The sequence below is a fragment of the Streptomyces sp. NPDC030862 genome (assembly GCF_055571835.1).
This window is the reverse complement of sequence record NZ_JBVIEN010000004.1, coordinates 306914-328866: the sequence shown is the minus strand read 5'-3', so window position 1 is coordinate 328866 and position 21953 is coordinate 306914. Positions and strand designations below refer to the sequence as shown.

Sequence of the window (21953 nt, the reverse complement as noted above, 5' to 3'; positions counted from 1 at the left end):
CCTTGGGCGCGGGGAGTCACCTCTGCCACTATCCCTACTGAATCAGTGGGGAAACCGGAACTCCTGTGAGGTGACCGTGGCGACCGCGACAGCGCCGACTCCGGCGGACGATGTGAACTGGCCGCGCGTCACCCGGGAGGTCGCCGACGACCTGGCCGCCGACGCGCTCGCCCGCGACCGGGCGGGCGGCCCGCCGTCCGACGAAGCGGCGCGGCTGCGCGAGGCCGGGCTGCCGGCGCTGCTCACACCTCCCGCGGCGAAGGGGCCCGGCGGCGCCGACTGGCGGGCCGCCTGCGCGGCGGTGAAGGAGATCGCGGCGGCCGACGGCTCCATCGGCGAACTCCTCGCGCACCACTACGTCCTGGCCTGGAGCGGCCGCTTCCTCGGCTCCGGCGACGCCGCCGCGCGCTTCGAGCGGCGCGTGACCCGCGGCCGGTGGCTCCTCGGCGGCGGCATCGACCTGCCCGGAACAGAAGGCGAGGGCGAGGGCGACGGCTCGGACGGCACCGGGCCCGGCCTCACCCTCGTACCGCGCGGAGGCGGAGCGTACGTCCTGAGCGGGCGGCAGCGGTTCGACGCCGGGGTGACCGTCGCCGACCGGCTGGTCGTCGGCGCCCGGTGCGGCGGGACCGGCGACTTACTCGTCGTCCTGGCCGACCCGGCGCACCCCGGGGTGGGCGTCGACCCGGCGGCCGACCGCGTCGGACAGCGCCTGTCCGGTGGCGGCACCGTCGGTTTCGACGGCGTGCCGATCGGTGTGGCGGACGTCCTCGGAACGGTCCCGCGCGACGACCACGCCGTCGCGCCGTTCACCGCCCTGGCTCCGCTCGCGCTGCGGCTGCTGCGCGTCCACGTCGCCCTGGGCGTCGCGGAGGGCGCGCTGGCGGAGGCGCGCGACGTCAGCCGGGCCGCACGGGCCGCCCGGCCGCCCGCGGCGGACGGCGCGGACCCGTACCTCCTCCTCGCCTACGGAGAGCTGGCGACCGCCGCGCACACCGCGGCCGCGGTCGTCGAGGGCGCGACGGACGCCCTGGCGCGCGGACTGCGGGCGGGGGCGGCGCTCGACGTGGAGGGGCACGCCGACATCGCCGTACTCGTCGCCGCGGCGGAGGCCGTCACCAGCAGGTCCGCCCTGCACATCACCACCCGCGTCCTGGAACTCACCGACAGCGCGGGCTTCGACCGCTTCTGGCGCAACGCCCGCGTGCTGACCGCGCACACCTCTCCGGCCCGGCGCCTGCGCGACATCGGCGACCACTACCTCAACGGGACGCTGCCCCGCCTCGCGCCGCTGTGACGGGACCCTGACCCGCCCGGCGGCGGGCGGGCCACGCCCGGACGGGTACGGCGGGCGTTCCTGGGGACTCGCATCTCCCGGGAGCACACCGGCCGAGGGAGGTGCCATGACCGCGAGGGTGCCGGCGCTGGGCGCGGTGCGGGGCGTGGTGCTCGACACCGACGGGGTGATCACCGACTCGGCCCGGGTGCACGCGGCGGCCTGGCAGGGGGCCTTCGACGCCTTCCTGCGCGACCATCCGCCGCCCGACCCGGAGCAGCGCCGCCCCTTCGACCCCGGCGAGGACTACGCGCGCCACGTGGACGGCAGGTCCCGCGCCGACGGAGCCGCGGCGTTCCTGGTGTCGCGGGGTTTGCGGGCGGACGCCGCCGCGGTGGCGGAGGTCGCGGCCGAGAAGGAACGGCTCTTCACCGGGCTGCTGCGGGAGCGGCACGTCGCCGCCTACCCCGGCACGGTGCGGCTGCTGCGGGCGCTGCGCCTGGCCGGGGTGCCGGTGGCGGCGGCGTCGGCGTCCCGGCACGCCCGCGAGCTGCTGGCGCGCGCGGACGCCCTCGACCTCTTGGACGCGGTGGTGGACGGGGCCGAGGCGGCGCGGCTGGGGCTGCCCGGCAAACCGGAGCCCGCGCTGTTCCTGGAGGCGGCCCGCCGGCTGGGGGTGCCGCCCGGGCGGTGCGCGCTCGTCGAGGACGCGCTCGCGGGCGTCGAGGCCGGGCGGCGCGGCGGCTTCGCCCTGGTCGTGGGCGTGGACCGGCGGGCGGGCCCCGGCACGGCGGACGCGCTGCTGCGCGCGGGCGCCGACCTCGTCGTACGCGACCTCGCGGAGCTCCTGCCCACGGAAGAGGGAGCACGGACGTGACCGACTGGATGTGGGAGTACGAGGGCTACCTGCCGGAGCGGGAGAGCCTCCGGGAGTCCCTGTGCACCCTCGGCAACGGCTACTTCGCCACCCGTGGTGCCGCCACCGAGTGCGCGGCCGACGGCACCCACTACCCCGGTACGTACGTGGCCGGGTGCTACGACCGCCTCACGTCCGAGGTGGCCGGGCGCACGGTCGAGAACGAGGACCTGGTCAACCTGCCCAACTGGCTCGTGCTGCGCTACCGCCTGAACGGCGAGGGCCGGCCGGGCCCGTGGCTCACCCCGGACAGCCGCCGGCTCCTCGACCACCGCCAGACGCTCGACCTGCGGCAGGGCACGCTGGAGCGGCTGACGCGGTACGAGGACGAGCAGGGGCGGCGGCTGACCGTGCGGCAGCACCGGCTGGTGCACATGGGAGACCCGCACCTGGCGGCCCTGCGGACCGTGTTCACCGCCGAGAACTGGGCCGGCACGCTGGAGGTGGAGGCCGCCGTCGACGGGTCGGTCGAGAACACGGGCGTGGCCCGCTACCGGCAGCTGACCACCCGCCACCTCATCCACGTGCACACCGGTGACGCCGCCTCCGACACGGTGTGGCTGCGCTGCCGCACCAGCACCTCCGACATCCGCGTCGGCATGGCGGCCCGCACCACCGCGCCGCCGGGCGTGGACGCCGCGTCGCACCACCCGCAGCGGCGCGCGGTGCAGCGGATGCGGCTGGCCCTGGAGCCGGGGCGGCCGGCCGTCGTGGACAAGACGGTCGCCCTGCACACCTCGCGCGACCCGGCGATCAGCGACCCGCTGCACGCGGCCGTCGACCGGGTGCGGCGCGCCGGGCCCTTCGAGGAGCTGCTGGCCTCGCACCGCGCCGCGTGGCAGCAGCTGTGGCGCCGGGCCGAGCTGGAGGTGCCCGACGAGGCGGGCCGGATCCTGCGGCTGCACCTCTTCCACGTCCTGCAGACCCTCTCCCCGCACACCGCCGACCTCGATGTGGGCGTACCGGCGCGCGGGCTGCACGGTGAGGCGTACCGGGGCCACATCTTCTGGGACGAGCTGTTCGTCCTGCCGTACCTGAACCTGCACTTCCCCGAGGTGTCCCGGGCGCTGCTCACCTACCGCTACCGGCGTCTGGAGCGGGCCCGCTTCAGCGCCCTGGACGCGGGGTGCACCGGGGCGATGTACCCGTGGCAGAGCGGCAGCGACGGCCGCGAGGAGGCGCAGCGGCTGCACCTCAATCCGCGCTCGGGGCGCTGGGTGCCGGACCACTCGCACCTGCAGCACCACGTCGGTTCGGCGATCGCGTACAACGTGTGGCAGTACTGCGAGGCGAGCGGCGACAGCGAGTTCCTGCACACCAAGGGCGCGGAGATGCTGCTCCAGATCGCCCGCTTCTGGGCCTGCCGGGCCGAGCTGGACCCGGCGCTGGGCCGCTACCGCATCCGCGGGGTGGTCGGGCCCGATGAGTACCACGACGCCTACCCGGGCGCGACCGAGCCGGGGCTCGACGACAACGCGTACACCAACGTCACGGCCGCCTGGGTGCTGGCCCGCACGCTGGACCTGCTGCGCTCGCTGCCCGAGCCGCGCCGGCTGGAGCTGGTGGAGCGCACGGGGCTGCACCACGGGGAGCTGGAGCTGTGGGAGGACGTGTCGCGGATGCTGCACGTGCCGTTCCACTCCGGGGTGATCAGCCAGTTCGAGGGGTTCGGCGAGCTGGCGGAGTTCGACTGGGAGGGGCACCGGCGCCGGTTCGGCGACATCCGGCGGCTGGACCGGATCCTGGAGGCGGAGGGCGACAGCGTCAACCGCTACAAGGCGTCCAAGCAGGCCGACGTGCTGATGCTGGGCTACCTGTTCTCGCCGGCCGAGCTGCGCACCCTGTTCAGCCGGCTGGGTTACGTCCTCGACGAGGAGATGTGGCGCCGCACCGTCGACTACTACCTGCACCGCACGAGCCACGGCTCGACGCTGAGCGGCCTCGTCCACGGCTGGGTGCTGGCGCGGGTGCGGCGGTCGGAGGCGTGGCGGTTCTGCCAGGAGGCGCTGGAGGGCGACATCGCCGACATCCAGGGCGGTACGACGGGCGAGGGCATCCACCTGGGCGCGATGGCGGGCACCCTCGACCTCGTGCAGCGCGGTCTGACCGGCCTGGAGACGCGGGGCGGGGCCCTGCGCCTGGACCCGGTGCCGCTGCCGGAGCTGTCCGAGTTCTGCTTCACGCTGCGCTACCGGGGCCACTGGGGCGTGTCGCTGCGGATGGCGCCGGGGAGCCTGCACATCGCCGTGCCGGGCTCCGGGCGCGACCCGATCGACGTGGAGCTGCCGGAGCGGGCGGTGCTGGTGGAGCCGGGCGAGGAGTGCGAGCTGCCGCTGCCGGTGGCGCGGTGATCCGGGGCCTCGACGGGGGCCTCACGCCTGCTCGAGGCGTCGGCGTACGTGCCGGTGGGCGTCCCACACGTCGACCCTGCGGCCGGTGACCTCGGTGGGCGTGAGCGCGACCCACCGCGCGTCCTCGGGGTCCGGCCACGGGGCGCGGTACGCCTGCCGGTCGAGACGGCGTACGGCCTCGGGGTCGGTGACGGGGCGGGGCCGGCCGACGATCAGGACGCTCCAGCCACGGCCCACGACGTCGTCGATGTGGTCGACCTCGAAGGCGAGCTCGCCGCCGGGCGCGGTGGCCGGGAGGGCGTCGGGCGGTGTCCGGAACGCCACCTCGCCGTCGGCCACGACATAGGTCACCGGCATGATCGCGGGGTGGCTGCGGCTGGTCACCGCGACCCGGCCGACGCCGTGGGTGCCGAGCAGGACGCCGCACTCGTCGGGGCCCAGCTCGGTGAGGATCGGCCGCTGGGCGGGGACGCCGGAGCCGGGTGGCAGGTCGGTGGTGCCGCCCTCCAGCTCGATGACGCTGGTCTCCAGGGCGTCGGCCAGGCGCAGCAGGAAGCCGATGCCGGGGGTGGCGGGCTGTTCCTCCAGGTACTGGATGTAGCCGGGCGCCGAGCCGGCGCGGAGGGCGACCTCTTCCCGGCTGAGGCCGAGCTCCTGGCGGCGGGCGGCCACGCGGCGGCCGATGTCCCCGCTGCAGTGGCCGTGGCCCTGGGAATGCTTCTCGGACATGAGGCACCGTCCCTCCGGTCGAAGGGCACCCTGTCCTTACGGTAGCCACCGGGGCCCGGGTCCGCACGCCCCGGCGGGCGGCCCCGCCCGTGGACCTACTGCTCGCCCGGCCTATTGCTCGCCCGGCCCCGGCTCCACCACGTCGCGGCGGCGGCCGAGGGTCTCCTCGCGCTCCCGCTCGACGATCGCGGGGTGGTGCAGGTCGAAGGCGGGCGACTCGGAGCGGATGCGGGGCATGGTGGTGAAGTTGTGGCGCGGCGGCGGGCAGGAGGTGGCCCACTCCAGGGAGCGGCCGTAGCCCCAGGGGTCGTCGACGTCGACCCGTTCGCCGTGGCGGGCGGTCTTCCACACGTTGTAGAGGAACGGGAACGTCGACAGGCCCAGCAGGAACGAGCCGAGGGTCGACACCATGTTGAGCGCGGTGAAGCCGTCGGCGGCGAGGTAGTCGGCGTACCGGCGTGGCATGCCCTCGGCGCCCAGCCAGTGCTGGACCAGGAACGTCAGGTGGAAGCCCACGAACAGCGTCCAGAAGTGGATCTTGCCGAGCCGTTCGTCGAGCATGCGCCCGGTCATCTTGGGCCACCAGAAGTGGAACCCCGAGAACATCGCGAAGACGATCGTCCCGAAGAGCACGTAGTGGAAGTGGCCGACGACGAAGTACGTGTCGGTGACGTGGAAGTCCATCGGCGGCGAGGCGAGGACGACGCCGGTGAGTCCCCCGAAGAGGAAGGTGACGAGGAAGCCGACGGCCCACAGCATCGGGGTCTCGAAGCTGATGGAGCCCTTCCAGGTGGTGCCGATCCAGTTGAAGAACTTCACGCCGGTCGGCACCGCGATGAGGAAGCTGAGCAGCGAGAAGAAGGGCAGGAGCACCGCGCCGGTGGCGAACATGTGGTGTGCCCACACCACGACCGACAGCCCGGTGATGGCGATGGTGGCGCCGATGAGCCCGATGTAGCCGAAGAGGGGCTTGCGCGAGAAGACCGGCAGGACTTCGGTGACCACGCCGAAGAACGGCAGGGCGAGGATGTACACCTCGGGGTGTCCGAAGAACCAGAACAGGTGCTGCCACAGCAGCGCGCCGCCGTTGCGGGGGTCGAAGATGTGGGAGCCGAAGGCGCGGTCCGACTCCAGGGCGAGGAGCGCGGCGGCGAGCACGGGGAAGGCGAGCAGCACGAGGACCGAGGTCAGCAGGACGTTCCAGGTGAAGATCGGCATCCGGAACATCGTCATCCCGGGGGCCCGCATCCCGATGATCGTGGTGACGAAGTTGACCGCGCCGAGGATGGTGCCGAACCCGGAGAGCGCCAGGCCCATGATCCACAGGTCGGCGCCGATCTGCGCGGTGTGCTCCTTCCGGTTGAGCGGGGCGTAGGCGGTCCAGCCGAAGTCGGCGGCGCCGTTGTTGGTCAGCAGGGAGCCGACGACCATGAGGCCGCCGAAGAGGAACAGCCAGTACGACAGCATGTTCAGGCGCGGGAACGCCACGTCGGGCGAGCCGATCTGCAGCGGCATGACCGCGTTGGCGAACCCGGCGAAGGTGGGGGTGGCGAAGAGCAGCAGCATCACGGTCCCGTGGAGCGTGAACGCCTGGTTGTACTGCTCGTTGGTCACCAGCTGCATGCCGGGGCGGGCCAGTTCGGCGCGGATCACCAGGGCCAGCGCCCCGGCGAAGAGGAAGAAGCCGAACGAGGTGACCAGGTACAGGTGCCCGATCCTCTTGTGGTCCGTCGTGGTCAGCCACCCCACCAGGGCGCGGCCCCGGCGGCGCCAGGCGGAGGAGGAGACCGGTGCCGGGGCGACGGGCTCGGTCGAAGTCACCATGGGCCGCAACGCTACGCAGTGCCGCGCGGCGCGGAGGGCCAAGGCTCGCCCGGCCGTGGCCACGTCACTCGTTTTGGGCAGCGGGCGGGGCGGAGTCGCGGGCTGCGTACGCGGTCGCTCAGTCCCTGCCGCGCGCCCGCCGGAACCGGGCGAGGCCGTCGGCGAGGTCCACGATCGGGTCGGGGTAGTCGTACCGGGCCCTCTCCCGGGACGGCAGCTTCCACGGCTCGTGCACGGCCGGGCCCGCCAGCCCGGCGAGTTCGGGCACCCAGCGGCGTACGTACGCGCCGTCGGGGTCGTAGCGCCTGCCCTGGGTGACCGGGTTGAGCACCCGGTGGGGGCGGGAGTCGGTGCCGGTGCCCGCCACCCACTGCCAGTTGAGCTGGTTGTTGGGGACGTCGCCGTCGACGAGCAGCTCCAGGAAGTGCCGGGCACCGACGCGCCAGTCGACGTACAGCGTCTTGGCGAGGAAGCTCGCGGTCAGGAGGCGGCCGCGGTTGTGCATCCAGCCCTCGTGGGCCAGCTGCCGCATGGCGGCGTCCACGACCGGGTAGCCCGTCAGGCCGCGCCGCCACGCCTCGATGTCGCCGGCGGCGGTCCGCTCGGTACGCCAGTGGTCATGGCGGGTGCGGTAGTCGCGGGCGGCCGCGTCCGGGCGGGCGGCCAGGACCTGGCGGTGGAAGTCGCGCCAGCACAGCTGCCGGACGAACGCCTCGGCGCCCGGTCCGCCGGCGCGCCGGGCGCGGTGGACGGCCTCGGTCGCCGAGACCGTGCCGAAGTGCAGGTGCGGCGAGAGGCGGGAGGTGGCGTCACCCGCGAGGTCGTCGTGGCCGTCGCCGTAGCCGGCCGCGCCGGTGCGCAGCCAGGCCGTGAGCCGTGCGCGCCCCTCGCTCTCGCCGCCGGGCGCCAGGCCCGGGGAGGTGCCGGGCACGTCGGCGCGCGCGGGCAGCGGTGCGGAGGGGATGTCGTCGGGGACCGGCACCCGGCGGGGGGCGGCGAGGGGCTCGCGCAGCCGCACGTCCGCCCAGCGCCGGTGGTAGGGGGTGAAGACGGCGAAGTGGTCGGAGGCGGCCGGGGTGAGCACGCCGGGCGGCACCGCCGTGACCACGCCGTCGTGGACGTGCAGGCGGCGGCCGTCCGCCTCCAGGGCCGCGCGGAGGCGGTCCTCCCGGCGGGCGGCGTAGCGCGTGTACTCGGCGGACATGTGCACCGCGCCGGCACCGGCCAGCGCGGCCAGCGCGCGGGTCTCCGCCACCACGTCCCCGGCGCGGACGACGAGCCGTCCGCCGCGCCGGCGCAGGCCCGCGTCCAGGTCGCGCAGGCAGTCGGCGAGGAAGGCCCGACGGTTGGGCACCGCGAAGCCGGCCGCCTCGATGGCGGCGTCGAGGACGAAGAGCGGCACGACCCGCTCGCCGCCGGCGAGGGCGGCCCGCAGCGGCGGGTGGTCGTGGAGCCGCAGGTCGCCCGTGAAGAGCACGACGGAGACGGCGGTGGCGGCGGGGCCGGTGGCGCCGCTCACGGTGCCGCTCCGGTGGTCCGGGCCGCCCGCGGCCGGGACCGGCGGCGGGCGCGCTCCTCGTCCTCCGCGGCGCGGGCGATGTTGCGGGCCATGCCGCCGAAGACGGTGGCGTGGAAGGGGGATACGGCCCACCAGTAGGCGTGCCCGAGGAGGCCGTGCGGGTGGAACAGGGCGCGCTGGCGGTAGCGGCTGCGGCCGTCGCCGTCGTCCTCGGCGTACATCTCCAGCCAGGCCAGGCCGGGCAGCCGCATCTCGGCGCGCAGCCGCAGCAGCCTGCCGCGTTCGATCTCCTCGACGCGCCAGAAGTCCAGCGAGTCGCCCACTCTGAGGCGGTGCGCGTCCCGGCGGCCGCGGCGCAGTCCGACGCCTCCGGCGAGCCGGTCGAGCCAGCCGCGCACCGCCCAGGCGAGGGGGAAGGAGTACCAGCCGTTCTCGCCGCCGATGCCCTCGATGACCCGCCACAGGGTGTCGGGTGAGGCGTCGACCGGGCGGGCGCGCCGGTCGGTGTAGAGGCTGCCGCCCGCCCAGTCGGGGTCGGTCGGCAGCGGGTCGCTCGGGGCGCCGGGTACGGACGCGGAGGACCACCGGGTGGTCACCCGGGCCTCGCGGACCCGGCGCTGGGCGAGGGCGAGGGCCTGGTCGCAGCCGATGGGGTGGCCGGGCGGGTCGGGGACGTGGGCGGCGATGTCGTGTTCCCGGCAGACGACCTCGTGGCGCAGCGACTCGGCGAGCGGCCGGGCGATGCCGGGGGGTACGGGCGTGACGAGGCCGATCCAGAGGCTGGAGAGGCGCGGGGTGAGCACGGGCACGGGCAGGATCAGCCGTGGGGGCAGCCCGGCCACGGCGGCGTAGCGGCGCATCAGGTCGCGGTAGGTCAGGACGTCGGGGCCGCCGATGTCGAAGGTGCGGTGCACGTCGGCGGGCAGGCCGGCGCTGCCGACGAGGTAGCGCAGGACGTCGCGTACGGCGATGGGCTGGATGCGGGTGCGGACCCAGCTGGGGGTGACCATGACGGGCAGCCGCTCGGTGAGGTAGCGCAGCATCTCGAAGGAGGCGGAGCCGGAGCCGAGGACGACGGCGGCGCGCAGGACGGCGGTGGGCACGCCGGAGTCGAGCAGGATCCGGCCGACCTCGGCGCGGGAGCGCAGGTGCGGGGAGAGCGCGTGCTCGGGTACGCCGGCGGGGGTGAGCCCGCCGAGGTAGACGAGGCGCCGTACACCACTGTCCCGGGCGGCGCGGCCGAAGATCCGGGCCGCCGCGCGGTCGGTCCGCTCGAAGTCCCCTTCGCCGCCCAGGGCGTGGACCAGGTAGTAGGCCACGTCCACGCCGCTCATCGCCGCGCGCACCGACTCCTCGTCGGTGACGTCGCCGCGGACCACGTCGACCCGGTCGGCCCAGGGGTGGTCGCGGAGCTTGCCGGGTGAGCGGGCCAGGCAGCGGACGCGGTGGCCGGCGGCCAGCAGCTCGGGGACGAGCCGGCCGCCGATGTAGCCGGTGGCGCCGGTGACGAGGCAGAGCGCCGGGCCGTCGGGGCGGTTCATGGGGCTCCCTGGGGGTCCGTGGCGGTGGTGCGCGTCCGTCGCGGTGGTGCGCGTCCGTCGCGGTGGTGCGCCTCCTTCTACCCTCCCCTCTGCGCTCCACGTCCGCCCGGTGGACGTCCGAAGCGTTGACAGCCGTGGGCCGCGCGCCGAGACTTTTCGCGCGCCACGCGAGTGAAACGAATTTCACCACGCGAACGAGCTCCCCAGGGACGGTCATGACCTCTTCCCGCACCACCCCCGGGCTCCGCCCGCCCCGCACCTTCCGCACCGTCTTCCCGGTGCTGGCCCTGTGCTGGCTGGCCGTCTTCTTCGACGGGATGGACGTCAACATCTACGGCGCCGTCATGCCGCACATGCTCGACGACACGGACCTCGGCCTCACGAAGGCGAGTGCGGGCACCATCGGCAGCTGGACCACCTTCGGCATGCTCATCGGCGCGCTCGCCGCCGGGAACGTCACCGACTGGCTCGGGCGCAGGCCCCTGCTGGTCGCCAGCATCACGCTCTTCTCGTTCGGCTCGGCGCTCTGCGCCCTCGCCGGCAGCCCGGCCTCCTTCGGCTTCGGGCGGTTCGTGTCGGGCCTCGGGCTCGGCGGGCTGATGCCGCTGTGCCTGGCGATGGTGATGGAGTTCGCGCCGCCGCGCCGGGCCGCCCTGACGACGGGGCTGCTGATGACCTCGTACCACGCGGGCGGCATGGCGGCGACGGGCCTCGGGCTGACGCTGGCGCCCGCCTTCGGGTGGCGCTGGGTGTTCTGGGCGGGCGCGGTGCCCGCCGTCATCGCCGTACCGCTGCTGCTGAGGCTGCTGCCGGAGTCGCCCGGGGTGCTCCTCGCGCGGGGCGAGCGGGAGCGGGCGGACGCGGTCGCGGACCGGTACGGGCTCGCGCGGCCGACACCTGTGGAGGCGCCGGCGGCCGGGGCGAAGGGGCGCCTGGAGGCCGTCCGGGCGCTGTTCCGGCCGGAGTCGCGGTGGGCGACGCCGCTGCTGTGGCTGGCGGCCTTCTGCGGACTGCTGCTGGTGTACGGGGTGTCGACGTGGCTGCCGCAGATGATGCGCGCCTCCGGTTACGGGGTCGGCTCCTCCGTCAGCTTCCTGCTGGTCATCAACGCGGGCGGCATCGTCGGCCTGCTCATCGCGGGCCGCACCGCCGACCGGTTCGGCCCGGTGCGGGTCTCGGCGGTCTGGTTCGTGCTCACGGCGGCCGGGGCGCTGCTGCTGAGGTCGCAGCTGCCGCTCGGGTGGACGTACGTGGTGGTCGCGGGCACCGGTGTCGTCCTCTTCAGCGCACAGGTCATGGTGTACGCCGCCGTCACCACGCTCTACCGCGACAGCGAGCGCGCCGCGGGCCTCGGCTGGGTGACCGGCGTGGGCCGTACGGGCGCGGTGTTCGGCCCGTGGCTGGGCGGGGTGCTGGCGGCGAGCGGCCACGACAGCTGGGGCTTCACGGCGTTCGCCCTGGCCGGGCTGGTGGGCGCCGCCGCCATCGCGTGCGTCCCGCTCGCCGCGCGCGCCCCGCGGACCGGGCCCGCTCAGCCCATCGGCAGACCGGTGTAGTTGTCGGCCAGTTCGGCGGCGGCGTGCGGCGACGCGGCGATCCGGTCGAGCTGCGCGAGCTGGAGGCGCGTGTCGAACGGCGACTGGGCCGGGTCGGCGTGCAGCGTCGTCGTCATGGCGTACGAGAAGTGCTCCGCCCGCCACACCCGGCGCAGACAGGTGGCCGAGTACGCCTCCAGGAGCTCGTCCGAGCCCGTGTCCACCCGGTGGGCGAGCGCACGGGCGAGCACCACCACGTCGGCGACGGCGAGGTTGAGGCCCTTGGCGCCGGTCGGCGGCACGATGTGCGCGGCGTCCCCGGCGAGGAGGAGCCGCCCGTGGCGCATCGGTTCGGTGACCCAGCTGCGCATCGGCAGCACCGCCTTCTGCGTCACCAGACCGCGCTCCAGCCGCCAGCCGGGGTCGGCGTCGAGCGCGAAGCGGGCGTCCAGCTCGTCCCAGACGCGCTCGTCGGGCCAGTCGGCGGGGTCGGTGCCGTTCGGGACCTGGAGGTAGAGGCGGCTGACGGCCGGGGTGCGCATGCTCGCGAGGGCGAAGCCGCGCGAGGAGTGGGCGTAGATCAGCTCGTCGTAGACGGGCGGGGCCTCGGCGAGGATGCCGAGCCACGCGTAGGGATAGGTCCGCTCGTACGTGGTGCGCAGGTGCGCGGGTACGGCGGTGCGGGCGATGCCGTGGAAGCCGTCGCAGCCGACGACGTAGTCGCAGGTGAGGGTCTGCTCCCGGCTCTCGTGGGTGTAGCGGACAGCGGGCCGGTCGGTGTCGGCGCCGTCGACGGCGTGGACCTCGGCCTCGAAGAGCAGCGGGCCCCCGTCGGCGAGCTGGAGGGCGATGAGGTCCTTGACGACCTCGGTCTGGGCGTACACCGTCACCCTGCGCCCGCCGGTGAGCGCGGGGAAGTCGACGCGGTGGGCGCGCCCGTCGAAGCGCAGCTCGATACCGTCGTGGACCAGGCCCTCGCGGTCGAGGCGCGCGCCGGCGCCGGCGGCGCGCAGCACGTCGACGGTGCCCTGCTCCAGGATGCCGGCGCGCTGGCGGCGCTCGACGTACGCGCGGTCGCGGCGCTCCAGCACGACGCTGTCGACACCGGCGCGGTGGAGCAGCCGGGCGAGCAGCAGTCCGGCCGGGCCGCCGCCGATGATCCCGACGGTGGTGTGCATGCGCTCTCCTGTTCGCGTGGTGAAGTAAACTTCACGGAATTGGGTGCGCCGAGTGTGCGCCCGACGCCCGACGCTGTCAACGCCCGCGTCCCCGCCCTGAGTACGACGGAGAGCCGATGCCTTCCACCAGCCCCTCGGAGCCGCCGCCCGGCCCGCCGCCCGAGGCCGTGGCTCCGCTCATGCGCGGTATCGCCGTCCTGCGCGCGCTCACCGACGCCGGAGGCTCACTCAGCCTCAGCGCGCTCGAGCGCGCCACCGGCCTCGCCCGCGCCACCGTCGACCGGGTCGCGGCCACGCTGGCGCGCATGGGGTACGTACGCCTCGACGGCCGCGACGCGACGCTCGCCCCGCGCCTGATGGAGCTCGGCAACGCCTACCTCGCCGCGATCCGGCTGCCCGACCTGCTGGGGGCGCACGCGGACGCGCTCGCCGACGCACTGGACGAGTCGGTCTCGCTGGCGGTGGGCGACGGCGACGGCATCCGGTTCGTCCACCAGGCGACCCGGCGCCGCGCCATGTCCCTGAACTTCCGCATCGGCGACCTGCTGCCCGCCGAACGCACCGGCCCCGGGCCACTGTTCGCCGCCGAGTGGACGGCGGCGGAATGGGCCCGGTGGCACGAGCGCCGCGCCGCCGACCCGGAGGACCGGGGCTTCCCCGCCGTACCGCCGCGCCACCGCGAGGCGGACTTCGAGGAGCGGGTGGCGCGGGCCCGCGAGCAGGGGTGGGCGCTGGACGACCAGCTCATCGAGCCGGGCCTGGTCGCGGTCACCGTGCCGGTGCGGGCCCCCGACGGCGGAGTGGCGTGCGCACTCAGCGCGGTGAGCCACACCAGCCGGCACAGCGCCTCCTCGCTGCGCGACGCCGCGCTCCCCCGCCTGCGTGCGACGGTGGACGGCATGGAACGCGCCCTGCGCGAGGCCCCGCCGCCGCGCCCGGGGCCCCGACCGGACGCGCTCGCCGCCTGGACCGGCGGCTCCAAGCAGGAGCTGGGCCGCGACTTCATCGAGTCCCTCGCCCGGGGACTGACCGTGCTGACCGCCTTCGGCGAGGGCCGCGACGCGCTGACGCTCAGCGCCGTGGCCGAGGCGACGGGCCTGGCCCGGGCGACCGCCCGGCGGGCCCTGATCACGCTGGAGCACCTCGGTTACGTCACGGCGCACGAGCGGACCTTCCGGCCGGCGCCGCGCGTGCTGGGCCTCGGGTATCCCCCACTGTCCCGTACGACGCTGCCCGCCATCGCCGCGCCGCACCTCGCGGCGCTCGCCACGCGCGTGCACGACTCGGCGTCGCTGGCGGTGCTCGACGGGGACGACATCCGGTACACGGCGCGCGTCGCCACCAGCCGCATCATGAGCGTCAACATCACCGTCGGTACGCGCTTCCCGGCGTACGCGACCTCGATGGGCCGCGTGATGCTGGCGGGGCTGCCGGGCGGGGAACGCCGGGAGCGGCTCGCCCGGGCGGAGCTCACCGCCCTGACCCCGTACACCGTCACGGACCCGGCCGAGCTCGCCGAGCTCCTGGACGGGGTCGCCGCCCGGGGCTACGCGCTCGTCGACGAGGAGCTGGAGGAAGGCCTGCGGTCCATCGCCGTCCCCGTACGCGACCGGGCCGGGACGGTGGTCGCGGCGGCGAACGTCGCCATGCACAGCGTGCGGCGCAGCGCCGAGGAGTGCGTCGCGCAGGTGCTGCCCGAGCTGCGGGCGGCGGCCGACCGGATCGAGGCGGACCTGGCGGTGGTGGGGCGCTTCACGCGCGTCCCGTTGGAGTGAGTCCGCGGGGGCTCAGAAGACGGACAGGCCGGTCAGGGTGGTGAACCGGTCCAGGGCGGCCACGCCCGCCACCGAGTTGCCGCGCCGGTCCAGGCCCGGCGACCAGACGCACAGGGTGCAGTGGCCGGGCACGACCGCGATGATGCCGCCGCCGACGCCGCTCTTGCCGGGCAGGCCGACCCGGTGGGCGAAGTCCCCGGCGGCGTCGTACGTGCCGCAGGTCAGCATCACGGCGTTGATCTGCTTGGCCTGGCTGCGGGTCAGCAGCGTCGAGCCGTCGGCCCGTATGCCGTGGCGGGCGAGGAACCCGGCGGCGAGCGCCAGGTCGGCGCAGGACGCCTCGACGGAGCACTGGCGGAAGTACTGCTCCAAGAGCTCCGGGACCGGGTTGGTGATGTTGCCGTACGAGGCCATGAAGTGCGCGAGGGCGGCGTTGCGGTCGCCGTGCGCCGCTTCGGAGGCGGCGACCTTCTCGTCGAAGTCCAGCCCGGGGTTGCCGCTCTCGGCGCGCAGGAGGTCTCGCAGCGCCCCGGAGGCGTCGCCGCCGGTCAGGGACTGGAGGCGGTCGGTGGTGACGAGGGCGCCGGCGTTGATGAACGGGTTGCGCGGGATGCCGTTCTCGTACTCCAGCTGCACCAGCGAGTTGAACGGGTTGCCGGACGGCTCGCGGCCGACCCGCTCCCACAGCGCCTCGCCGTCCGACGACAGCACCAGGGCGAGGGTGAAGACCTTGGTGATGGACTGCGCCGAGAAGGGCGTGCGCCAGTCCCCGACGCCGTACACCGTGCCGTCGAGCTCGGCGACGGCCATCCCGAAGCGGCCCGGGTCGGCCTCGGCGAGCGCGGGGATGTAGTCGGCGGGGCGGCCGCGGTCCCGGTCGGGGACGGCGGCGATCTCGGCGGCGATGCGGTCGAGGACGGGGGCGAAGCGCGGTGACACGCCCACACAGTACGGGCTAGGGGGTGTCGTGTGGGTCAGGCCGGATCAGGGAGCGGGGTCTGGTGCGTGCAGCTGCAAGGCGGAGGAGGGAGCCACTGCGGAGCATTGGCGACCGACGACAACGCGGCAGATGTGCGTGCCAGACCCCGCGAGCCCGGCAAGACCCGCAGGACACCCCCTACGCCAAGAATGGGAGCACCCGGTCCGGGGTGAGGGGCAGCTCGCGGAAGCGGACGCCGGTGGCGTGGTGGACGGCGTTGCCGATGGCGGCGGGGGTGCCGACGATGCCGATCTCGCCGATGCCCTTGCTGCCCATCGGGTTGAGGTGGGGGTCCTCCTCGTCCACCCAGTGGGCCTCGACGTCCGGCACGTCGGCGTGGCTCGGTACGTGGTACGCGGCCAGGTCCCGCTCGGCGAAGTCGCCGAAGGCCGGGTCCACGGTGGAGTGCTCGGTCAGCGCCATGCCGAGCCCCATGACCATGCCGCCGATGAACTGGGAGCGGGCCGTGCGCGGGTTGAGGATGCGCCCGGCGGCGTACACGCCGAGCAGCCGCCGCACCCGGACCTCGCCGGTGGCGGTGTCGACCGCGACCTCGGCGAAGTGGGCGCCGAAGGCGTGCCGGGCGAACGGCGGCGTGCGCTCGGCCTCCTCGGTGGTGTCGGCGGTGGAGGTCAGGCCGCCCGCGGGCAGCGGGCCCTCGTGGCGGGCGAGCCGCTCGGCCAGCCGCGTACACGCCTGGTGCACGGCCGAACCCCAGGAGGCGGTGCCGGACGAGCCCCCGGCGAGAGGGGCACGCGGGAGGCTGGTGCTGCCGATGCCGATGCGGACCGAGCCGAGGCCGGTGGAGAGGGCGTCGGCGGCGATCTGGGCGAGGACGGTCCGGGCGCCGGTGCCGATGTCGGTGGCGTTGACGTGGACCGCGTACGTGCCGTCCGGCAGGGCGCTCGCGGTGGCCGTGGACGGCGAGAGCAGGACGGGGTAGGTCGCGGCGGCCACACCGGTGCCGGTCAGCCACCGCCCCTTCGGGCCGCCGCGGCGGGCCGCCGGGCGCGGATCGCGGTCGTGCCAGCCGAAGCGGCGGGCGCCCTCGCGCAGGCAGGCGACGAGGTTGCGGCTGGAGAAGGGCAGGCCGCTGTCCGGCTCGGTGGCGGGATCGTTGCGGACGCGCAGCTCGACGGGGTCGAGGCCGAGGGCGTCGGCCAGCTCGTCCATGGCCGACTCGAGCGCGTACATGCCGGACGCCTCACCCGGAGCGCGCATCCAGGACGGCGACGGCACGTCGAGGGGCACGACCCGGTGGCTGGTGAGGCTGTGCGGCGAGGCGTACATGACCCGCGCGGGGACGGCCGCCTGCTCGACGAACTCGCTGACGCGCGAGGTCTGCGTGGTGACCTCGTGGGCCACGGCGATCAGCGTGCCGTCGCGGTCGGCGGCGAGCCGGACGCGCTGGACGGTGGGCGCGCGGTGCCCGACGGTCGTCGGCAGGTCCTTGCGGGGCAGCGCCAGTTTCACAGGGCGGCCGGTGTGCCGGGCGGCCATGACGGCGAGCACGACGTGCGGGCGGGGCGTGCCCTTGGAGCCGAAGCCGCCGCCGACGTGCTCGGAGCCGACCGTGATCCGTTCCTCCGGAATGCCGAACATCCCCGCCAGGACGGCGCGCACGGGCCCCGCGCCCTGGCTGGAGTCGTACACGGTCAGGTGGCCGGAGCCGTCGGCGCCGTCCCACCGGGCGTAGGCGGCGTGCGGCTCCATGGGGTGGTTGTGCAGCGGCGGTATCCGGTAGGTGGCGTCGACGCGTACCGGCGCGGCCGCCCAGGCCCCCTCGGCGTCGCCGCGCACGCGGCGGGCGGCGCTGCCGCCGTTGGCCTCGTCGGGCTCGTACGCGTCCGGGTGGTCGGGGCGCAGGATGACGTCGTGCGGCTCGGCGGCGTACGTGACCCGGACGGCCTCGGCGGTGGCGCGGGCGGCCTCCAGGGACTCGGCGACGGCGAGGGCGACGTACCAGCCGCGGTGCGGCACGCGGTCGTTCTGCAGCACGGCGAGGGCCGGGTCGTCCGGCTCGGCGACCCGGGGCGCGGTCCACGGCGTCAGGACGGCGAGCGCGCCGGGCGTGGCGAGGGCGGCGGCGGTGTCGACGGCGGTGACGCGGCCGCGGGCGATGGTGGCGGGGACGGGCCAGGCGTACGCGCAGTCGGGCGGGGTGTGCGCGAGCTCGGTGGCGTACCGCGCGGTGCCGGTGACCTTGTCGCGGCCTTCGAGGCGCTCGGCGGGGGCGCCGAGTCCTCCGCCCGCGGGGGCGGTCGTCGATGCGGCGGCGGCGCCGGAGGTGGTCTGGGTGGGGCGCATCGCGGCTCTCCGGATCCGGTCGGCGGGGCGGTCGGGTGGGGCGACGGCGGTCGGCAGTCGGCAGTCGCGGTCAGCGGTGGGCGAGCTCCCGGGCCCGGGCGAGCTCCGCCAGGGCGCGGCGGGCGAGGTTGCGGGCGAGCGGCACCTTGAAGGCGTTGTCGCCGAGCGGCTCGGCGAGGGCCAGTTCGGCGTTGACCGCGTGGCCGATGTTCGCGGTGTTCGGCGGGTGGCCGAGGAGCGCGGCCTCGGCGAGGCGGGCGCGCCACGGGCGGTGCGCGAGGCCGCCGAAGGCGAGCCCCACATGGCGTACGAGCCCCCTGTCGTCCACGTCCAGGACGGCCGCGACGGAGGCGAGCGCGAAGGCGAAGGAGGCCCGGTCGCGGGCCTTGTGGTACGCGGACGGCAGTCCGGCGGTCGCCGCCGGGAGGGCGACGGCGGTGATCAGCTCGCCTGGGCGGATGACGGTGTCCCGTTCCGGGTGGTCGCCGGGCAGGCGGTGGAACTCGGTCGCCGGTACGGTCCGCCCGCCGTCGGGGCCGCGCAGCTCGACGGTGGCGTCGAGCGCGGCGAGCGCGACGGCCATGTCGGAGGGGTGTGTGGCGATGCAGTGCGGCGAGTGGCCCAGCACGGCGTGGTCGCGGTGGACGCCGTCGCGGGCGGCGCAGCCGGTGCCCGGCTCGCGCTTGTTGCAGGGCTTGGCGGTGTCCTGGAAGTACGGGCACCGGGTGCGCTGCAGGAGGTTGCCGCCGGTGGTGGCGACGTTCCGCAGCTGCCCCGACGCGCCCGCGAGCAGCGCCTGCGACAGGGCCGGGTAGCGGGTGCGCACCAGGGGGTGGGCGGCGAGGTCGCTGTTGCGTACGGTCGCGCCGACGCGCAGCCCGCCGTCCGGGAGCTCCTCGACGGTGTCCAGCGGGAGCCGGCTGACGTCGACGAGCGTGTCGGGTCGCTCGACGCCGTGCTTCATCAGGTCGACGAGATTGGTGCCGCCGGCGAGGTAGCGGGCGCCGGGGTGCCCGGCGTGGGCGGCGGTCGCTTCCTCGACGCTGGTGGCGCGTACGTACGCGTAGGGCTTCATCCGCGGATCACGTCCTCACGTGCTGCTGCTGACGTCCTCGACGGCGGCGACGATGTTCGGGTACGCGCCGCAGCGGCAGAGGTTGCCGCTCAGCCGCTCGCGGATCTCGTCGGCCGTGAGGCGGACGGGGCCCTGCGCGGGCGGGGCGGCGGGGTCGGTCGCGTACGAGGGGTGGCCGGCGGCGGCCTCGTCGAGAACGCCGACCGCCGAGCAGAGCTGGCCGGGGGTGCAGTAGCCGCACTGGAAGGCGTCCCGGTCGAGGAAGGCGCGCTGCAGCGGGTGCGGCTCGCCGTCGCCGTCGGCCAGGCCCGCGAGGCCCTCCACGGTGGTGATGTCGCGGCCGTCCTGGGCGACGGCCAGCAGCAGGCAGCTGTTGGCCCGCCGGCCGTCGACGAGAACGGTGCAGGCGCCGCACTGGCCGTGGTCGCAGCCCTTCTTCGCGCCGGTCAGGCCGAGGCGCTCGCGCAGCAGGTCGAGCAGCGTCGTGCGGTGGTCGACGGCGAGGGTGTGCGGCGCGCCGTTCACCGTGAGGGTGACGCGCGAGTGGGTGGGGGTTTTCGAGGACGGCACGGTCGGCATCAGTAGACCTCGTCGCCCTCGTCGGGGACGGTGTGCATGGCGGCTTCCTCGGCGGAGGCCGCGGCACCGGCGATGCCGACGTCCCGGGCGACGACGTCCTTCTCGGTGTCGGGGTGGGCGCCTTCGTCCGGCGCGACGAGCCGGCCGGAGCGCTCGCGCCCCACCTGGTCGTCGAAGGGCTCGCCGTCCCCGCCGGGCAGGTCCCCGATCCCGTTGGACGCGGTCGCGGGGTCCTCCGGCTGCAGCGCCGGATCCGGAACCTCCTCGGCCAGCCGCTGGTCCAGGCTCTCTCGCTCGCGCTGCTCGCGCGCCGTGGTGCCGGTGTGGTCGACGGCCAGCGGCCGCTCGGGCGGGGACCAGCCTTCGTCGTACGGGTCGGCCTCGCGGTCCGACAGGGTGTCCTCGGGGTCGAGGATGCCCGTGTCCTCCCGGTCCTCGGCGACGGGCTGGTAGACCTCGTCCCCCATCGATTCTTCGGTTCCCATGGCGTGGCTCCCCTGTCCTGATCCGGCCTGATCGGTAAGTCAGGCGCTACGCCTGATCGCGTATCCAGACTGGAACAGGTCACACCTCCCGGCATTCCGGACGAAGCGGCGCACCCCGGCCACGGCGAGCGATGGCGGCCCGGCGGGAGGATCCGCCGGGCCCGCCGCCGTCGGGCGCCACTCGCCCGCGTGTTCAGCGCTTGAACATGCCCTTGGCCTTCTTGCCCATCTGGCGCAGATCACCCTTGGTCCGCCCCGCGCGCCCCTCCGTGGTCATCCGCTCGTTGCCGACCGCGCGGCCGAGGGTCTCCTTGACCGCGCCCCTCATCTGCTCGATCTTGCCGGGCGTCTTCTTGTTCCTGGTCACGGTCGCACTCCTCACTACCGAGCCGTCCCCCGACGACAGGCTTGTGCCCAACGCAATCTCGGACAAACCCGGCATATCAGGACCGTTCCGCGTCCTCCCACTCCACGAAGCCCAGCGACGGCAGGTCCCACCTGAGCACCCGGTCGGCCTGCCGGTGGGTGAGGTCGGCCAGTCGTCTCGCCTCCTTGATCACGTCTCCGTGCTCCTCGACCAGCTGGTCGTATATCGGCGAGCCGGGGCGTGAGGGATGGGTGCTCATGAGTGGTTCTCCTGGGACCGGGGACAGGGCAGCGGTGCGACGGCCGGGGCGTGACCCGGCCGGGCCTCCCGCCGCCTGCCCGGAGTTCCGCGGATCATGCCACCCCGTTCGCTCCGCGGACGCGACCTCAGTACACGTGCTCCTGGGTACGGCGTACGCACGCGAGGACGACGTCGCGCAGGCTGCCGGTGCGGCGCAGCAGCTCGCGCTGGACGCGCGCGCCGTTGCCGTGGGCGAGCAGTTCGGCGGTGCCCTTGCGGGCGTCGGGCAGGTCGCCGTTTGCTTCCAGCGCCTCCTCGACGTGGGCGAGCAGCGCGTGCACGACCTGCTCGGCGGGTGCGGGCCGCATGGTCTCGGGGTGGAGCAGCTCGCCGTCCACACCGGAGCGGCTCGCCCGCCACGACGCGGCGCGCAGCAGGCTGACGGTGTGGCGGGCCGGGGGCAGGCCCGCGCGCCACTCGCGGGCCGCGGTGTCGACCAGAGCGCGGGCGAGAGTGGCGATCAGTGCGGTGGTGGACGCGTCCAGGCAGACGTCCGGGGCCCTGACCTCGACGGTCGGATAGGCGCGGGACAGCCGGGCGTCGAAGTAGATCATGCCTTCGTCGCGCAGGACCCCCGTGCCGATGAGGTCGCGGACCTGCTGGTGGTAGTGGTCGGCGGAGCCGAAGAGCTCGACCGGGCCGGCCGAGGGCCAGCGGCCCCAGACGCGGTTGCGGTAGCTGCTGTACCCGCTGTCGTGGCCCTGCCAGAAGGGCGAGTTGGCACTCAGCGCGAGCAGCACGTGCAGCCAGGGCCTGATGCGGTCGAGGACGGCGACGCCCTCCTCGTCGGACTCGACCGACACGTGGACGTGGCAACCGCAGGTGAGCTGCTCCTGGGCGGTGAGGCCGAAGTTCTCCTGCATCCAGCGGTAGCGCTCGCCCTCGGTGAAGGCGGGCCCGGCGGGCAGCGGCGAGGTCGCCAGGGCCGCGACGGCGCCACCCGCCCCGGCCGCGTGGCGGGCCGCCTCGGCGCGCCAGCGCTCCACCTCGGCGTGCAGCTCCCGCATGCCGGAGCGCGGGTGCGTGGCGAACTCCAACTGCTGGCCCTGCAGTTCCTTCTGGAAGGCGTGCTCCCTGCCCTCCCGGCTCTCCTTCGCGGCGAGGGCCAGCACGGCCATGGACAGCGCCCGTGGCTCGCCGCTGTACGGATCCACCAGCAGGAGTTCCTCTTCCACTCCGACAGTGCGCAACGGAAACCACCTTTCCATCGCATCCGG

Annotated in this window: 18 protein-coding genes; 5 read left to right on the top strand and 13 right to left on the bottom strand. The window is 75.0% G+C overall.

Features of this window, described 5'->3' with window-relative positions; all coding sequences use genetic code 11:
• Window positions 1–76: 76 nt before the first annotated feature.
• From ACZ42X_RS13280 to ACZ42X_RS13270, 3 genes are all read left to right on the top strand, one after another.
• Window positions 77–1297: an acyl-CoA dehydrogenase family protein gene (locus ACZ42X_RS13280; RefSeq protein ID WP_468288164.1), complete on the top strand. Its 1221-nt coding sequence runs from the start codon at window positions 77–79 to the stop codon at window positions 1295–1297.
• Window positions 1298–1403: 106 nt separating this feature from the next.
• On the top strand, window positions 1404–2153 hold the full coding sequence (locus ACZ42X_RS13275; protein WP_468288162.1) for an HAD family hydrolase: 750 nt from the start codon (window positions 1404–1406) through the stop codon (window positions 2151–2153).
• A complete protein-coding gene (locus ACZ42X_RS13270; protein WP_468288159.1) occupies window positions 2150–4543 on the top strand; it encodes a glycoside hydrolase family 65 protein in 2394 nt (797 codons plus the stop codon). The genes ACZ42X_RS13275 and ACZ42X_RS13270 overlap by 4 nt, the downstream gene beginning before the upstream one ends.
• A gap of 21 nt (window positions 4544–4564) precedes the next feature.
• On the opposite strand, the gene ACZ42X_RS13265 is transcribed toward ACZ42X_RS13270, so the two are convergent.
• The 4 genes from ACZ42X_RS13265 to ACZ42X_RS13250 all read right to left on the bottom strand — a co-directional run bounded on the left by ACZ42X_RS13265 (window position 4565) and on the right by ACZ42X_RS13250 (window position 10156).
• Window positions 4565–5272: a helix-turn-helix domain-containing protein gene (locus ACZ42X_RS13265; protein ID WP_468288156.1), complete on the bottom strand. Its 708-nt coding sequence runs from the start codon at window positions 5270–5272 to the stop codon at window positions 4565–4567.
• Window positions 5273–5383: 111 nt separating this feature from the next.
• On the bottom strand, window positions 5384–7096 hold the full coding sequence (gene ctaD / locus ACZ42X_RS13260) for an aa3-type cytochrome oxidase subunit I (protein ID WP_468288153.1): 1713 nt from the start codon (window positions 7094–7096) through the stop codon (window positions 5384–5386).
• Between the two features lie 118 nt (window positions 7097–7214).
• On the bottom strand, window positions 7215–8615 hold the full coding sequence (locus ACZ42X_RS13255) for a cryptochrome/photolyase family protein (RefSeq protein WP_468288151.1): 1401 nt from the start codon (window positions 8613–8615) through the stop codon (window positions 7215–7217).
• On the bottom strand, window positions 8612–10156 hold the full coding sequence (locus ACZ42X_RS13250) for an SDR family oxidoreductase (protein WP_468288148.1): 1545 nt from the start codon (window positions 10154–10156) through the stop codon (window positions 8612–8614). The genes ACZ42X_RS13255 and ACZ42X_RS13250 overlap by 4 nt, the downstream gene beginning before the upstream one ends.
• A gap of 215 nt (window positions 10157–10371) precedes the next feature.
• Between ACZ42X_RS13250 and ACZ42X_RS13245 the strand changes: the two genes are divergently transcribed.
• Window positions 10372–11712: an MFS transporter gene (locus tag ACZ42X_RS13245; RefSeq protein ID WP_468288145.1), complete on the top strand. Its 1341-nt coding sequence runs from the start codon at window positions 10372–10374 to the stop codon at window positions 11710–11712.
• On the opposite strand, the gene ACZ42X_RS13240 is transcribed toward ACZ42X_RS13245, so the two are convergent.
• Entirely contained in the window at window positions 11688–12869 is a 1182-nt protein-coding gene (locus tag ACZ42X_RS13240; RefSeq protein WP_468288142.1) for a 4-hydroxybenzoate 3-monooxygenase, read from the bottom strand. The two genes, ACZ42X_RS13245 and ACZ42X_RS13240, sit on opposite strands and share 25 nt — an antisense overlap.
• Before the next feature lie 116 nt (window positions 12870–12985).
• Here ACZ42X_RS13240 and ACZ42X_RS13235 point away from each other — a divergent pair, with 116 nt between their 5' ends.
• Window positions 12986–14644 carry an IclR family transcriptional regulator domain-containing protein gene (locus tag ACZ42X_RS13235; RefSeq protein ID WP_468288139.1) on the top strand — a complete coding sequence of 553 codons (1659 nt, stop codon included), beginning with the start codon at window positions 12986–12988 and terminating at the stop codon, window positions 14642–14644.
• A gap of 12 nt (window positions 14645–14656) precedes the next feature.
• Here the strand turns inward: ACZ42X_RS13235 and ACZ42X_RS13230 are convergent, their stop codons facing one another.
• From ACZ42X_RS13230 to ACZ42X_RS13195, 8 genes are all read right to left on the bottom strand, one after another.
• The gene (locus tag ACZ42X_RS13230) at window positions 14657–15589 is read right to left on the bottom strand and encodes a glutaminase (RefSeq protein ID WP_468288136.1); all 933 of its coding nucleotides are present in this window, start codon (window positions 15587–15589) and stop codon (window positions 14657–14659) included.
• Window positions 15590–15761: 172 nt separating this feature from the next.
• On the bottom strand, window positions 15762–17930 hold the full coding sequence (locus ACZ42X_RS13225) for a xanthine dehydrogenase family protein molybdopterin-binding subunit (RefSeq protein ID WP_468288133.1): 2169 nt from the start codon (window positions 17928–17930) through the stop codon (window positions 15762–15764).
• Window positions 17931–18000: 70 nt separating this feature from the next.
• Window positions 18001–19005, bottom strand: a complete 1005-nt coding sequence (locus ACZ42X_RS13220; protein ID WP_468288130.1) for an FAD binding domain-containing protein — start codon at window positions 19003–19005, stop codon at window positions 18001–18003.
• A gap of 15 nt (window positions 19006–19020) precedes the next feature.
• Window positions 19021–19584, bottom strand: a complete 564-nt coding sequence (locus ACZ42X_RS13215) for a (2Fe-2S)-binding protein (protein ID WP_468288127.1) — start codon at window positions 19582–19584, stop codon at window positions 19021–19023.
• Window positions 19584–20069 carry a DUF5709 domain-containing protein gene (locus ACZ42X_RS13210; RefSeq protein WP_468288125.1) on the bottom strand — a complete coding sequence of 162 codons (486 nt, stop codon included), beginning with the start codon at window positions 20067–20069 and terminating at the stop codon, window positions 19584–19586. The genes ACZ42X_RS13215 and ACZ42X_RS13210 overlap by 1 nt, the downstream gene beginning before the upstream one ends.
• A 193-nt stretch (window positions 20070–20262) precedes the next feature.
• Window positions 20263–20436, bottom strand: a complete 174-nt coding sequence (locus ACZ42X_RS13205) for a CsbD family protein (RefSeq protein ID WP_468288122.1) — start codon at window positions 20434–20436, stop codon at window positions 20263–20265.
• Between the two features lie 76 nt (window positions 20437–20512).
• A complete protein-coding gene (locus ACZ42X_RS13200; RefSeq protein WP_468288119.1) occupies window positions 20513–20695 on the bottom strand; it encodes a hypothetical protein in 183 nt (60 codons plus the stop codon).
• Between the two features lie 127 nt (window positions 20696–20822).
• Complete coding sequence (locus tag ACZ42X_RS13195) at window positions 20823–21926, bottom strand: glutamate--cysteine ligase 2 (protein WP_468288117.1); 1104 nt, start codon at window positions 21924–21926, stop codon at window positions 20823–20825.
• Between the last annotated feature and the right edge of the window lie 27 nt (window positions 21927–21953).